Raw genomic sequence first — 15,317 nt, 5'->3', positions numbered from 1 at the left:
CTTTGCGTAACTGGTCTAGCTACTTCTGTCGTTTCATCAGTCGCATCGACATACTTGATGGTACGGGTGATGGTTTTGGTTTCTGTAACATCTTCTGTTTTGGGAACAACTGTTTCTTCAACATTCTCACGGTAGTAGTAGTTAACGGTTGCACCGTCTTCTGGTACAGTTCCTGTGGCATTTTCAGGAGTTGCTACCAAGGTGTATGTTGTTTTCCTTGTGATAACTCGGTCTTCTTTGTCCTCAGTTGTTGTTTTCCCTTCAATAGTTTTTGCTTCTGTAGTATATTCAGAACCTATCGCTAAATCAGCTTTTACAACAGACTCTGCCAACTTCTCTTGGGTACCTTCTTTGTAATAATTGGCTGTTACTGTAGCAGTTGTAGGCGCTTCGCTTTCTCGATACACTAAAGTTACTGTTCTACCTTCGCTTACAATATTCCCAGTTAAACTTGCAGAATTTGTATCTGCTTCTTTAAAAGTATAATATTTTCCGTCAGTAGTAGTCATGCTACTGAGTTTTTTATCTGTGACATCATAGCTGGTACCAATCAATTGTTTTTTATTGGTAATGTAGGTTCCAGCACTTTCTTTTTCTCCAATTCCAGTATCATTTTTTAATGATAATAAATTCCCTTGTTCATCAACATAGCGAACTTTCACATTTCCTGAGATTAGTTCTGTCAATTCTGATGTTTTCTTCTTTTTCTTGATTTCTTCGGTTATTTTATCTTTCTCTTCTGGTGGAATAGTTAATTTTGGAATGATTTTTTCAACAACGGATCGTGATGGTTCCACCGTGTCTTGAATTACTGAAAAGTCAGCTAGAATTGGAAGATTATACTGAACACGGTGACTTTGAGAATTGACCCCGACTCTGTTATCATTTCCTGAAAATACTTGCACGGTATAAGAAACAATATCTTTTCCTAGTAAAACATCCCCAGTAGAGAAGTAACCACCTTTTCCTAGTTTGCTATCCCCAGGACCCACTGCTTCCCTAATCTTATCAGATAGTTCTTTATCAGTCAGTACCTTCGTTCGCTCGATACCATGATCTGCTCCTATGAATTTTGAGAAATTTTGGAAATCTTCATCGTTAGCTTTAGCCCAACCATGATTACGCTCATTTACTTTTGTATTAGTATTTATAAGATTAAATTTATCAGGATTAGTATTATAATCAGCTGCAGTACCTGTTGCTGCTACTTCTGACCCTTGAATACCAACTTCCTTACTACCATTTCTAGCGGCGAGATAGGAGTATTTTTCTGTTTCTACTTCTAGCTGATCGTCGTTAACATGATAGGTAATTTTTTTAGCACCAGGTATGAGAGCAGTCAATAGTTTATATGTTTTGTCATCAGCTTTAGCTGCTGAATCATTTGAGTTTAGCCAAGTTGGGGTATTAGGATTATCTTTATCAACAAATTTCAATAAACCATTTAAATCATTTGCTAGACTTGTAGTTGTCTTCGATGTGTTTGTGAAAGTTTTCTTCCAGTCTGAATCTTTTTTCCCTGATTTTATTATACTTAGGAAGTCTTCAGTAACAGTCATCACAATATCGCCTTGTCGTTTAGCTTCTTCTAAAGCTTGGGCACGTAACTCGGCTTCTAATTGTTTATCTGCTTCTGTATAATCTTTAAGTTTTTTTCCTTTTAATGGGGTTGAATTTTTTTTAGTATTAAAAATCTTAGTACTTCGATACTGCAATTCAGCTTCAAAGAAGCTCTTGATCACTGTATTTGCACGTTCAACATCTAACCCCTTCTCATATAATTTTTCATTCTGGACAATCTCAGCTATACGATGAATGGTTTGATCGTATACCGTATTCTCTTGACCAGCAGTATTCTTAGTTTTAATGACTACTCGATAGGTTCCTTTAGAACCGTTAATATCTGAGATATACCCTGTTACAAATTCCACACGAACACGGCTTCCGAAGACAGGAGAAAAGGCAGTAAACTGCTTCTCTATCCCATTATATCCAAGGACACCTGGAGAATATTTATTATAGTTATCTCTTTCTGAGAATGACAGTTTCTTAAACTCCTCGGAAGTCTTACCTGCACGTTCATTCGGAGCTTTAGGGTCATACTCTGATTTATCCGCTACCGTCTCGTTACGATTAGCTCGTGTACGCCCCTTAACAAGCATGAGCATATACCTGAAACGACGGTCTAAGGCTTGCTCGTGTACATAGATGTTGTCTAAAGCATCCCCGCCAAGCATACCGCCTTGTTCAATCGTACCATCTTCTTTCTTATACCAACCTGTGAAGTAACCTTGTTCGTTCTTTCTACCGATAACGAATTTACCTTTGGTTCCTTCTTTATCAATGGCACTCCAACCACCAAAATCATGGAGTTCTCGGATTTCACCCGGTTTTAAGTTCAGAGCATCCCCAAGGGTGTTCATATTACGCAAGTAAGAACGTTCATTATTTTGGAAGTCGTCTGGCATATTTTTTACAATATCCCATAATTGTTCGAGAGTCAGATTTTCCTTAGGGGCATCAAATGTTAAGTTGGCATTCTTATCATCCGCACCCTCTTCTCCAGCTTTAGGCACATGTACCCCAGGCTGATTGTCTTTTACTGTCTCACCTTTACGATTAGCATCCAGTAAAGCTGGATCAGTATCTGCTCGGTCTGAACCTCCATCATTTCCAGAAGTCGGCTCTGATTCAGTCCCTGTAGCGCCAGCTGGTGTCTCTCCTGTATCCCCATCAGCTAGAGCTCTTTTACTACGAGTACGAGGTTTCGTACTTTCTGGAGTTACTAGCGGATTTTCAGCTACGGGAGCACTATAGGTGCTTGCTGCTGCATCAGTATTGCTGAGGTCAGGCTTGTTTCCTGCCTCTCCATTTCCAGACTGCTCTGGATCTGTCGGTTTTGCTGTCCTCTCAGCTTCCCTAGCTGACTCCACGCCTTCAGCATGGGCAACCCCAGCTCCCATCAAAAGATAGAGCGCCCCAATGACGACACTGGCTGCACCGATACTTACTTTTCGAATACTGTATTTTAATTGTTTTTCTGGACTATTCATGACTACCTCCATATATATATATATATATCAAAAGATATATATTATACTAGACCTTATATAATAATCCTTATTTTAAATTATACAAAAAATAAGGTCTAATTTCAATTTTTTAGAAACTATAAATAGGATAAAATTGAGTTGTCATTTCGGTTTGTAATTAACATACTTATATCAAAATTATGAATAGTACAGTCTTATTCGAACATTGACTAAAAACTTATGCTACCGTTTTACTAAAACGCTAAAAAGTGCTATAATGTGAACGGTTAAAACAATTTACAAAAAGGAGAATTTTAATGTCTTACCAAGAAAATTACCAGAAATGGGTTGATTTTGCGGAGCTTCCTGACTACCTTCGTCAAGATTTGGAAAATATGGACGAAAAAACAAAGGAAGATGCCTTCTATACAAATCTTGAATTTGGTACTGCAGGGATGCGTGGCTTGATTGGTGCTGGTACAAACCGCATCAACATCTATGTTGTTCGCCAAGCTACTGAAGGATTGGCTCGTTTGATTGAGTCTAAAGGTGGAAATGAAAAAGAACGTGGTGTCGCAATCGCCTACGATAGCCGTCACTTCTCACCTGAGTTTGCCTTTGAATCTGCGGCAGTTCTTGCTAAACACGGTATCAAATCTTATGTATTTGAAAGCCTTCGTCCAACTCCAGAACTCTCATTTGCAGTTCGTCACCTCAACTGTTTCGCAGGTATTATGGTCACAGCCAGCCACAACCCTGCTCCATTTAACGGTTACAAGGTTTACGGTGAAGACGGTGGACAAATGCCTCCACACGATGCGGACGCGTTGACTACTTATATCCGTGCTATCGAAAACCCATTTGCAGTTGAAGTTGCTGATGTGGAAGCTGAAAAAGCTTCTGGCTTGATTGAAGTTATCGGCGAAGCTGTTGACGTAGAATACCTTAAAGAGGTTAAGGACGTAAACATCAACCCAGCTTTGATTGAAGAATTCGGTAAAGACATGAAAATTGTCTACACACCACTTCATGGTACTGGTGAAATGTTGGCTCGTCGTGCTCTTGCCCAAGCAGGATTTGACTCAGTTCAAGTCGTTGAAGCGCAAGCAACTGCCGATCCTGACTTCTCAACTGTAAAATCTCCAAACCCAGAAAGCCAAGCAGCCTTTGCCCTTGCTGAAGAACTTGGTCGTCAAGTTGGTGCAGATGTTCTTGTCGCAACTGACCCTGATGCTGACCGTGTTGGTGTTGAAGTTCTTCAAAAAGATGGTAGCTACCTCAACCTTTCAGGTAACCAAATCGGTGCTATCATGGCTAAATACATCTTGGAAGCCCACAAAAACGCTGGAACTCTTCCTGAAAATGCAGCCCTATGTAAATCTATCGTATCAACTGACTTGGTAACGAAGATTGCTGAAAGCTACGGCGCAACTATGTTCAACGTTTTGACAGGTTTCAAATTCATCGCTGAAAAAATTCAAGAATTCGAAGAAAAACACAATCACACTTACATGATGGGATTTGAAGAAAGCTTCGGTTACTTGATTAAACCATTCGTACGTGATAAAGACGCTATCCAAGCTGTTCTTGTCGTTGCTGAACTTGCTGCCTACTACCGTTCACGTGGCTTGACACTTGCTGACGGTATCGAAGAAATCTACAAAGAGTACGGCTACTACGCAGAAAAGACTATCTCTGTTACCCTTTCAGGTGTCGATGGTGCAGAACAAATCAAAGCAATTATGGCTAAATTCCGCAACAATGCTCCAAAAGAATGGAACACAACAGCTATCACTGTCGTAGAAGACTTCAAGGCTCAAACTGCTACTGCTGCTGACGGTACTGTTACAAACTTGACAACTCCTCCAAGTGATGTGTTGAAATACACACTTGCTGACGGTTCATGGATTGCCGTTCGCCCTTCAGGTACAGAACCAAAAATCAAGTTCTACATTGCAGTTGTAGGGGAAACCAACGAAGAATCACAAGCTAAGATTGCTAACATCGAAGCAGAAATCAATGCTTTTGTAAAATAAAGACCTATAAAAGATGAGACAAACCAATCTCATCTTTTTTTCGTATCAAATCTAAGCAATTTTAGAAACTTTATGGCATACTAGACTTATCAATGAAAGCGAGGTAATCTCATGGAACAATTTTTAGATAACATCAAAGACCTTGAAGTCACTACAGTTGCACGTGCGCAAGAAGCTCTTGATAAAAAAGAAACTGCAACCTTCTTTATCGGTCGCAAAACTTGCCCTTACTGCCGTAAATTTGCAGGTACATTGGCAGGTGTCGTAGCTGAAACCAAAGCTCACATCTACTTCATCAACAGTGAAGAACCAAGCCAACTCAATGAGTTGCAAGCATTCCGCTCACGCTACGGAATCCCAACTGTGCCAGGCTTTGTTCACATTGCAGATGGCCAAATCAATGTCCGTTGCGACTCTTCAATGTCAGCACAAGAAATCAAAGAATTTGCAGGATTGTAAAAGATATAAAAAGAAGGCACATTCGCCTTCTTTTTAATTATTTTCAAAGTAGGAATCAACCAACTCCTGAATTCTTCCTTCTTTAGCTGCTGGAATAGTATCTTCTAAAACAAAATTCTTCCTACTGATATCATTAGAAAGATTTCCAAAAATAAAATTAGTCGAGATGTTATAGATAATCTCAGATGGTGCAAATCCATAAACCTGATTCTCTAAAATATGCTTCAAACGTTTTTCAGAATCTGGAAATAATTGTTTCAAACCATCACTATTATAGAGACGTTTAACCAATTCTGCAATATAGAGGCCTGACTTCATATATAAATCAATAAAAGTTTTAGATGAATCGTCAAATATCCCTGGATTTTCCTTTTCTAAATCATCTACCATCCTTTTTACCACACGTTTAGGCGTGAAAATTTGGTTTGTCTTTTGAGGAGGAATATAGTCAAAAATATCTTCTTTTTGATCTTTAAAATAATCCGCCAACTCCTCTTTCTTGCGAAGAAATTCTTGAATAGCTTCGTCAAATGTTGCTCTATCAAAAAGTTGTCCAACAAAACCTTGCCCACCATCTCTCAAATAACGAAATTGGGCAATCGTAATACCAGTCACATCAAAGAAGACTTGCTCAGGAACAAAGGTATCAAAATTATCAAGTGTTAGAGATTTATTGCCATAGGCCATGATGAAACTTGGGATTGTTCGTGCAAATCCTCGAAGATGGTCACGAATTTCATCTTGGGCTGATTGTTTCAGCTGCTCAACACGTTTTATCTCAACCTGTTCAATAAACTTCTCAGGCATTTTTTCCACTTCTTTTTTGAGTGTTTGCTCTAGTTTTTCTTTGTGAATGAGATTATTTTCTTCTAAACGTTTATCAAAATCTTCTTGAATCTTATCCTTTTGATCCTTATCAACTGCTTCCTTGATTTGTTGTTGCAATTCTTCCCTGATATGAGCTTCAGAAATTTTTCTTTCGATATCATTTTTTCGAATTTCATTCTCAAATGTTGCTGTAATTTGCTTCTTAATTTGCTCAGTTTCCCGAGTTTTTAGGTTGTATTCACCTTTCAAATCTTCTACAATCACTGAAGAAACCGTCTTACTCAAATCATTAACCAGCTGTTTTTGAGTTCTGTCCTCATCCTTAGTGAACAAATCTGTAACAGATTGACTAAGTCCATAGACTTTTTCACCAAAAAGTCGCATTTGCTGATTAACTACAATTTCATGGTCAACTACTGCATTGCCCTCATCATCTACTGTAACATCTGAAAAGTCTAATAGTTCAGAAGATGTTTGTAACTTGCCTTCCTTTTCAACTGGAAGTTCATTTAAAATGTCTAGAACTGTTTGACTAGCTTGGAAAATACCGCTGATATTATCAAATAATAGATTGGACATAAAGCCTCGTTTAAGAACTTCTCTAGCTTTAATCTGGCGAGGGATAGTTAGAACCGCCTTGGCATCAATTTCAACCATCTTACCAGCACGATCTTCAGCTATGACAGGGAAGAAATTTAGTAACTCTCTGATGTTTTCTTCACGAGTTGTCGAAGTCCCACCTCCTCCTGCAGTTGCAAGCGATAAGTTGTTGGCAAACTCATCAAAGAGAATCAAGGTTCTTTCCGGCGCAAAGTCAAATACATAGGATTTTTCTTTGCGGAAATGATTTCCTTTGCTATCGGTCCATGAATATGGGTTCTGAGCACGAAATGCAGCTTGCATATAAAGAGCTGGTGATTTCAAATTTGATAACATCAATACACCTGTCCATTCAGGTATGGTGACCCCTGTCGTCAACTGACCGACGGATAGGGTAATAGTTTTATCATTCTCTGCTATCGCTTTTCTAACCAAGTCTAAGGATTTGAGTTTGACTTTATCGTCTTCTTCGGACATACGCCCGTCGCCAGCAGCTAACACAATCTCATAATTTTCATAGATGGGATGTTCTTCTAGTAGAGCTTTTAAAGCTTTAGCTGAGGCTACACGTTCTAACAGCCAAAAAGTATGCTTGAGTTCATTACGAAGTTCTTTGGTTGAAAATGGATACTTTTCATTGCTTGATAGAGTATTTAGCCAATTTCTGACATCTTGCTCATGGATAAATTTCCCTTTATCATCTGTAGCGAAAAATTCACTCAAGTCAAAAGCATAGTCTATATTCTCTCCATCAAGTTGAGCCCCTTTTTCTAACTCCTCACCAATCATCTGAGACATTTGATACGTAAAGAGATTCAACTGAGGCAAGCTTTCATAAGGGTTTTCCTCTTCTTGCTCAGGAGACCAAGTAGATTTGGCAGACTGTTCATCCGCATAAGACCAGTTGTAAATCTGCTCCTCTGTAAAATCTCCTTTAGCCAATGCCTTAAATGGTGTACCTGACAAATGCAGAGTAAAATTCCGTCGAATCTTGTTAAAAGCCTGGTCTGTCTTAAAGGTATCTACTCCTTCGTGAGCCTCATCTATAACCAATAAATCCCAATGGATATCTGTAACCCATTTGAGTTTATTATGCTCTCCACCTAGATAAGCAGATCCTTTCAAATCTTGGAGACTGATAAAAGCAAGTTGTCTTACATCGTCATCTAAAATACCAACAAATTCTTTACGTGACAAGGTTGGACGATTTTTAAGACTGTCTGATTCTGAAACAAACTTGTAAGTCGTTTGACCTGCTATGAATTTTTCAAAATCATCATACCATGAGTTAGCAATGGCAGGGCGGTTTGTTACAATCAGGACATTAACAGCTTCCATTCGACGAGCTAAGTCATAGGTAGATAAGGTTTTACCAAAACGTGGCTTGGCATTCCAGAGAAATTTGCCTCCAGCATGTTCTTGGAAATAAGCTAATGTCTTAGCAACTGCTTCTTCCTGCTCTTGTCGCAAGGTATAGTTCTGTCCTTTTCCAGGCTGATAACCTGACAAATCATGCTGAACAAATTTATCGAATAGATTTTTTGATTTCTCAGGAGTTCCATTAAAGTAAAACCATTCAGTCTTGGGACGACGTTCTACATCATGGAAAGAAAGGAAATGGTGGAAATCATGGTCCTTAAAAGTCTTTCCCTTATCAGGTTCTTCCGTATAAGCTGCATCTCCAGTCCATAAAACATCTGTATCTATATGAGCAGTATGCGTTTGTTCTTTAATCCGTTGTGTGACATCACGCTCCGTATAACCAATCTTAATCCAGCCCTCATTGCTAGTTACCGTAGGGGTGGTGTAAGCATAGATTTTAGGATGAATTTCTTTCGAGGTTTTAATTTCTACTGGCATAAGTATTCCTTTTTTAAAAAACTAAGATAATTTTTCTAACTCTGTTAAATCGATTCCCATCGTGTTTAAAATATCATCAAATACTACAGTTTTAAATTCATCAGCATACTGATTGAATAAATTCATTAAAGCTTTATATAATCTTTGAAAATCTTTCTTATCAAGTACAATTTTTAAAAATAGAATAACCACTATGAAACGTTTATTATCATATCTCCTTATCCCAAAATGATTTGCTATTTGAGATATTCTGACATTTCTTAAATTAACATTATATAGTCGTTCATCATGTGCACAGATATTTCTAACTAGGTTTGCCACTTTCAAACATGCACTTAAATCTGCACTAGATAGTCTAAATGTATTGTCTTTATTTTGTGTTCTATATTTATCTGTATAAAATTTTGCAATGATATTCTTTGTACTATCCGTTAAAATATTGTAAAAATTAGCAATGTTTCCCATTGTAAGAAAATTAACTAAAACCCAAAGTGGTACTTCCCCATGTTCCTCAATGTAATGTTTAATAGCGCCAGTTCTATCTACCTTATCATGAATCGTCTTGGTTAAGATAGAGATTTGTTGAAGAACTTTTTTAGGATCATTGTCTACAAAATTTGCAATATCTAAATAAGCATTCTTTCGAGGGTGTTTTTTAGAGAATTCATATGCAACTGTGGTCTTTATTGAATTTTCGAATATCAATAAATATTTCAATAATAATATCCTTAGTTCTCTATCAAATAAAAACAAGGCCTTTAGTTCGTTAAAGTGAGTTCCTTTTTGATAAATTTCAGGTTCAACAGGTCGATTATTGCTGTCCTTTACTAAAAATAAATCTTTATAACCGTTTATAACATTGTAATAGTTCTCTTTTTCTAAAAATCTCTTTGGCTTCCCATTCGTTGGGACTACAACACCCCTATTTCTTAAGATTGTTAACTGTTGATTAAATGTTTTATGTTCCTTCAAACTTATCTCCTATAAAATAAAAAGGGTCAGGGCATCGTATGCTTCCTGACCTAATCCTATGTGTCTATTATAGATCACTGAGCGCTATTTGTCAAATAAAAATACTTTTCTAATCCATCTCCCTTACATGAGTCTCAATAAAGGAAATTTCCTCAGGAGAAAGGTCATATTTTTGATAGAGCTGACGGTCAATATCAGCCACTGATTTTGTCCAATCAATGTCCGAATCCTTAGTAAAGTCTTGGAGAGGAACGTAATACCAAGTTTTGCGTGAGTTATGCTGAGTAACTTTCAAAACACCTAATAATACTCTAGCGAATTTAGTTTTAATAAATTTAATACAAGCATCGGCTTCAAATTTTGTTTTAAAATTACCAATAGATAAAAAAGTATCTGTATGCCCGATTAGGGGTTCCCCGATTAGGGGTGTTGATAAGACTTCACCTAAGGCACCACTTCCATTAGCTTCTGGTACAAAAACATTATAATTTTCGAATGTTTCCGGTAAATCTAAATATTTTTTATTAATATATCGATAAACACGTTCGGAACCAATTCTTCCAAGTAGAGCAACATGGTCTTTTTCTTCTTTGTTTTTGAAAACAAAATCTAACTGAGTTAGTGATTTCGAAACAATTTTATTTTTTGTCCCTTTTCCTTGCAGATTTTCAGCATTTGGATAATCAGAAAAAAGTTGATTTGAAAATCTATAAATACCTTGAGGATAAACTAAATCAGAAAAAGTTTTAAAGTCTGGATGTTTTTCAATTTTTTTTACAATACTATTCAAAGATTCAAAAATAGTAAATACTCCGATTGGTCCCAAATCTTTATCAGCATCACGATAAGTTATTGCTACTCCACCCTTTATATCCGTTCCTGTAAATACTTTACCGCTTTTAAGTTCATAGAATTGAACTTTTAAATGCTTGTCTTCAAGCATCTTTTCCATCCAATTTTTAGGAGTTTGACCAGCTTTAAATAAAAATCTTGCTGGAGTGATTAGTATCGATTTATCTGCGATTTTAATAGCTTCATCAATAAAAAAGTGATAAACTGGTTCATCCCTAGCTTCTCCTGTTTCCTGATATGGCGGATTTCCTATCACGACATCAAATTTCATTTCACTTTCCTCACTAGATAGGCGCTCAAAACCTATCATTTTATTCTTTTTCCAGTCTTTGATTTGGGTTTTAGATTCTTCTGCTTGTTCTACTTCCAGCTCATCGGAAAACAAGCTTAACTGTTGAGATTGTCCTTGTGTAGCTGAGTAGGGACTGTTTTTTTTCAATCCATCCATCTGAAAGACATTGTAGGATATAATAGTCGCAATTTCTTTCTTTTGCTCTAAGGTCGGTTGATTTCCAGTCTTAGCTAGATAATAGTCCTCAAAGGTAGCTAGAAGATTTTCACGCGCCAAAAGGAGAGAATCTCCTTGATACTCATAGCCATAAGAAGCTCGATAAGCTTTTTTTACAAGTTCATAGAAGGTTGCTTCATCAGAAACTTCACGACTAATACGCTGCAGTTTTCTATCTACAAACCCAACTCGCTCAGATAATGGAATTTCCTCACCAGTTACGGTATCATATCTCGTTACCATATAAGGTGCTTCACCACAAGTTATCTCCAACCACCTGAGGTCAACATACTCCTCAAGACTTAAAGAGCCTAGTTCCGATTCTACATATCCATTTTGCTTTGCGACCAACCAAGTTGGTGTAAACACTTCTGCCCTTATTTTTGTACGATATTTTTGCTCATACTTGGATTTTTCAGATCTGGGTTGAATCAAGTTTGCATAGTTTCCAGTAACCTTACTTGAATTGATGCGATCACTTGGAGCAAATCCCTTTCCTAACAATTCATAAGAATGCGTTGCCCAAACAATATTTTTCTTGGTCGTTCGATCTTTTAAAAGTATTTTTAATAAATCAGCAGACTCCATAGCCAACTGCTCTTCACTAATATCTATTGTCATAAGCAACCTCTCTTATATTGTAAGCCCTATTATATCATATTTTAAAGAATGAAAATTTACTTGGAAAAAAGTAATTCAATAAATATCTCTCCGATGACCAACTTCTAGAGTAGCAACGACTAATTCATCATCTACAATTTGTACGATAACTCGATAATTACCAATTCTATAGTGCCATTGACCAACGCGATTACCAACCAAAGCCTTTCCGTGTCGTCTTGGGTCCTCCAAAACATTGGTTTGTAAATAGTTTGTAATTAGCTTCTGCGTATAACGGTCCAATTTTTTCAATTGCTTGATGAAACGTCTTGTTGGAACTAATTTATACAAATTATTCATCCTCCAAGCCTAAATCATGCATCATTCCTTCCCAAGTAATGGGTTCAACTCCTTTTTCCAAGTCTTCTAAATACTCTTGATAGGCTAAATCTGCCACACGAGCGTCGTATTCGTCTTCTAGAGCTTCAAGAGTTTTGGTGCGAATAAGTTCCGAAAGGGAAACTCCTTCAAACTTAGCCATTGCCTTCATAAATGTTTTATCAGCTTCAGAAACTTTTAATGTAATAGTAGTCATCTTTTGCACTCCCTTTTTTAATGGTAACACCATTGTATTACTTTTTAGGTGTTCAGTCAATATAAAAAGAACACCTTCTCAGCGTTCTTTCTATATATCTGTCAATGGTGTTGCGGTATCTGGTGAGGTATCATAAACCTTAAAGTCTACTCCGACTCCCAGATCAGCTTGTGCTAGCTGATTGACCATAGTCATGTGAGCCAGCTCCTTGATATTGTTTTCCTTAGACAAGTGACCAAGATAGATTTTCTTAGTGCGATTTCCCAAGGTACGAATCATAGCTTCGGCACCATCTTCGTTAGAAAGGTGACCCAGATCCGATAGGATTCGTTGTTTGAGTCGCCAAGCGTAAGAACCTGCTCGCAAAATCTCTACATCATGGTTGGACTCGATAAGATAGCCGTCCGCATTTTCGACAATCCCTGCCATACGGTCACTAACATAACCTGTATCTGTCAAAAGGACAAAACTCTTATCATCCTTCATAAAGCGATAGAATTGCGGTGCGACTGCATCATGGCTTACACCAAAACTCTCGATGTCAATATCTCCAAAGGTTTTGGTTTTACCCATTTCAAAAATATACTTTTGCGAAGAATCTACCTTGCCAAGATACTTGCTATTTTCCATAGCCTGCCATGTCTTTTCATTGGCATAAAGATCCATACCATACTTGCGAGCCAAAACACCCACTCCATGAATATGGTCTGAATGCTCATGCGTAATCAAGATGGCATCCAAGTCTTCTGGCTTGCGATTAATTTCAGCAAGTAGGCTAGTAATCTTTTTACCAGACAAGCCGGCATCCACTAAAAGTTTCTTTTTGGGGGTTTCCAGATAAAAGGAATTTCCACTGGAACCCGACGCTAAAATACTGTATTTAAAGCCTGTTTCACTCATTCTAGTCTTCTACTTCGTCCTCCCATACTTCTTCTTTCACTGCATCCTTATCATAAGGGAGCACAATTGTGAAAGTTGATCCCTTACCGTATTCACTCTTGGCCCAAATAAAGCCCTTATGTTGTTTGATAATTTCTTTAGCAATAGACAGTCCCAGACCTGTTCCACCTTGGGCACGACTTCTAGCACGATCCACACGATAAAAACGGTCAAAAATACGTGGTAAATCCTGCTTAGGAATACCCAAACCTTGGTCTGAGATGGATAAAATCATCTGATCATCAGTCGTCTTCATCGTCACTGTGATTTTCCCACCATCTGGAGAATACTTGATGGCATTGTTGAGAATATTATCAATCACCTGTGTCATCTTGTCTGTATCAATTTCAATCCATACCGAGGTAATTGGGTAATCTCTCACCAGTTCGTATTTCTTATCTTCATCCTGCCCTCTTATCTGATCAAAACGGTTGAGGATAAAGGTAATAAAGGCAGTAAAGTTAATCAGTTCCACATCTAGGTGACTGGTCGCATTATCAATCCGTGAGAGATGGAGGAGATCCGTCACCATTCGCATCATACGGTTGGTTTCATCTAGAGATACCTTGATAAAGTCTGGTGCTACAGTTTCACACAAAGCCCCCTCATCCAAGGCTTCAAGATAAGATTTCACACTGGTTAAGGGTGTCCGTAGCTCATGACTAACGTTGGAAACAAAGAGCCTCCGTTCGCGCTCTTCCTTCTCCTGCTCCGTCGTATCGTGTAAAACAGCCACCAAACCTGAAATAAAGCCAGACTCTCGACGAATCAAGGCAAAGCGAACACGAAGGCTCAGATACTCACCATTAGCATCCTGAGAATCAATGATGAGTTCAGGAATTTGGGTAATCAAATCACGAAGTTCATACTCATCTTCAATCTTAAGTAACTCTAGGATACTCTTGTTGAGAACATCTTCTTTCTGAACACCTAACTGTTTCTTAGCCATGTCATTAATCATGGTAATCTTGCCACGACGATTGGTCGCAAGGACTCCGTCTGTCATATAAGAGAGGATACTATGTAATCGTTTACTCTCTTGTTCCAGATTTTCTTGGGTTAAACGAATTACTTCTGATAAATCATTGAGATTATTAGTAATATTGGTAATTTCAGAGCTTCCCTGCATATCCAATACCTGAGAATAATCTCCTGCAATCAGGTCTTTTACCTTTTGATTGATTTGCTTCAACCGAATATTATCCCGACGATTTTCTAGCAAAAGTAAGGTCACTACTAAAATAAAGCCAAGTAGAATGAGGATAAAGATAAAATCACTGGTTAAAACTGTATCTTTAATTAGTTTAATCATTATTTCTCATATAATAACCAACACCGCGACGTGTTAGGATATATTCAGGACGACTTGGTGTATCTTCAATCTTCTCACGCAAACGTCTGATGGTTACGTCAACTGTTCGAACATCTCCGAAATAATCATACCCCCAGACCGTTTCAAGCAAGTGTTCACGCGTAATTACTTGACCGATATGAGAAGCCAAGTGATACAAGAGTTCAAATTCGCGGTGGGTTAAGTCTAGTTCTTCACCGTATTTCTTCGCAACATAGGCATCTGGAACAATCTCCAAGTCCCCAATTTGCAAGGGTTGAGTTTTATTTTCATCTGATTCTTGATTATCTACAGAAGCCAAGTCCGTGCGACGAAGGAGAGCTTTGACACGCGCCTGCAGCTCACGATTTGAGAAGGGTTTTGTCACATAGTCATCCGCCCCAAGCTCTAAACCGATAACCTTATCAAACTCGCTATCCTTAGCTGACAGCATGATAATAGGCACACTACTAGTCTTCCGAATAGTCTTCGCAACTTCTAAGCCATCAATTTCTGGAAGCATCAAGTCCAAAATAATAATATCTGGTTGCTCTGCTTCAAATTGCTCTAGCGCTTCACGACCATTAAAAGCAGTTACAACCTCGTAACCTTCCTTAGTCATATTAAACTTGATAATATCTGAGATTGGTTTTTCATCATCTACAATTAATATTTTTTTCATATGTTCACCTTTTTCTCTACTATT

The 15,317-nt window shown here is 37.9% G+C and carries 10 protein-coding genes and 2 pseudogenes; 2 read left to right on the top strand and 10 right to left on the bottom strand.

The genetic code is table 11. From position 1 onward, the window contains the following. Positions 1-19: 19 nt before the first annotated feature. Both N8M20_RS04055 and N8M20_RS04050 read right to left on the bottom strand, forming a co-directional pair. Positions 20-1,151, bottom strand: a pseudogene (locus N8M20_RS04055) (MucBP domain-containing protein). Between the two features lie 1,839 nt (positions 1,152-2,990). Next, positions 2,991-3,053: pseudogene (locus N8M20_RS04050) on the bottom strand (YSIRK-type signal peptide-containing protein); the annotation flags it as partial. A 296-nt stretch (positions 3,054-3,349) separates the two neighbouring features. Here N8M20_RS04050 and N8M20_RS04045 point away from each other — a divergent pair. Further along, positions 3,350-5,068, top strand: a complete 1,719-nt coding sequence (locus tag N8M20_RS04045) for a phospho-sugar mutase (RefSeq protein ID WP_004254235.1) — start codon at positions 3,350-3,352, stop codon at positions 5,066-5,068. Positions 5,069-5,179: 111 nt separating this feature from the next. Next, entirely contained in the window at positions 5,180-5,527 is a 348-nt protein-coding gene (locus N8M20_RS04040; RefSeq protein WP_023944304.1) for a thioredoxin, read from the top strand. Between the two features lie 33 nt (positions 5,528-5,560). On the opposite strand, the gene N8M20_RS04035 is transcribed toward N8M20_RS04040, so the two are convergent. From N8M20_RS04035 to yycF, 8 genes are all read right to left on the bottom strand, one after another. Next, the gene (locus N8M20_RS04035; RefSeq protein ID WP_261079156.1) at positions 5,561-8,815 is read right to left on the bottom strand and encodes a DEAD/DEAH box helicase family protein; all 3,255 of its coding nucleotides are present in this window, start codon (positions 8,813-8,815) and stop codon (positions 5,561-5,563) included. A gap of 21 nt (positions 8,816-8,836) precedes the next feature. Next, entirely contained in the window at positions 8,837-9,787 is a 951-nt protein-coding gene (locus N8M20_RS04030) for an Abi family protein (RefSeq protein WP_261079155.1), read from the bottom strand. A 109-nt stretch (positions 9,788-9,896) separates the two neighbouring features. Next, positions 9,897-11,768 carry an Eco57I restriction-modification methylase domain-containing protein gene (locus tag N8M20_RS04025; protein WP_261079153.1) on the bottom strand — a complete coding sequence of 624 codons (1,872 nt, stop codon included), beginning with the start codon at positions 11,766-11,768 and terminating at the stop codon, positions 9,897-9,899. A gap of 75 nt (positions 11,769-11,843) precedes the next feature. Further along, positions 11,844-12,098: a type II toxin-antitoxin system RelE family toxin gene (locus N8M20_RS04020; RefSeq protein WP_261079157.1), complete on the bottom strand. Its 255-nt coding sequence runs from the start codon at positions 12,096-12,098 to the stop codon at positions 11,844-11,846. Between the two features lies 1 nt (position 12,099). Further along, the gene (gene relB / locus N8M20_RS04015) at positions 12,100-12,342 is read right to left on the bottom strand and encodes a type II toxin-antitoxin system RelB family antitoxin (protein WP_261079151.1); all 243 of its coding nucleotides are present in this window, start codon (positions 12,340-12,342) and stop codon (positions 12,100-12,102) included. Between the two features lie 90 nt (positions 12,343-12,432). After that, complete coding sequence (locus N8M20_RS04010; protein ID WP_261079150.1) at positions 12,433-13,242, bottom strand: MBL fold metallo-hydrolase; 810 nt, start codon at positions 13,240-13,242, stop codon at positions 12,433-12,435. Position 13,243: 1 nt separating this feature from the next. Further along, positions 13,244-14,593 carry a cell wall metabolism sensor histidine kinase VicK gene (vicK, locus tag N8M20_RS04005; protein WP_023942670.1) on the bottom strand — a complete coding sequence of 450 codons (1,350 nt, stop codon included), beginning with the start codon at positions 14,591-14,593 and terminating at the stop codon, positions 13,244-13,246. Continuing rightward, on the bottom strand, positions 14,586-15,293 hold the full coding sequence (gene yycF / locus N8M20_RS04000; protein WP_000722071.1) for a response regulator YycF: 708 nt from the start codon (positions 15,291-15,293) through the stop codon (positions 14,586-14,588). The genes vicK and yycF overlap by 8 nt, the downstream gene beginning before the upstream one ends. Positions 15,294-15,317 lie beyond the last annotated feature (24 nt).

Source organism: Streptococcus mitis, assembly GCF_946190275.1.
Lineage (GTDB): Bacteria > Bacillota > Bacilli > Lactobacillales > Streptococcaceae > Streptococcus > Streptococcus mitis_DC.
Note: the sequence above shows the minus strand (reverse complement) of the source record. Positions and strands in the feature narration are given on the sequence as shown.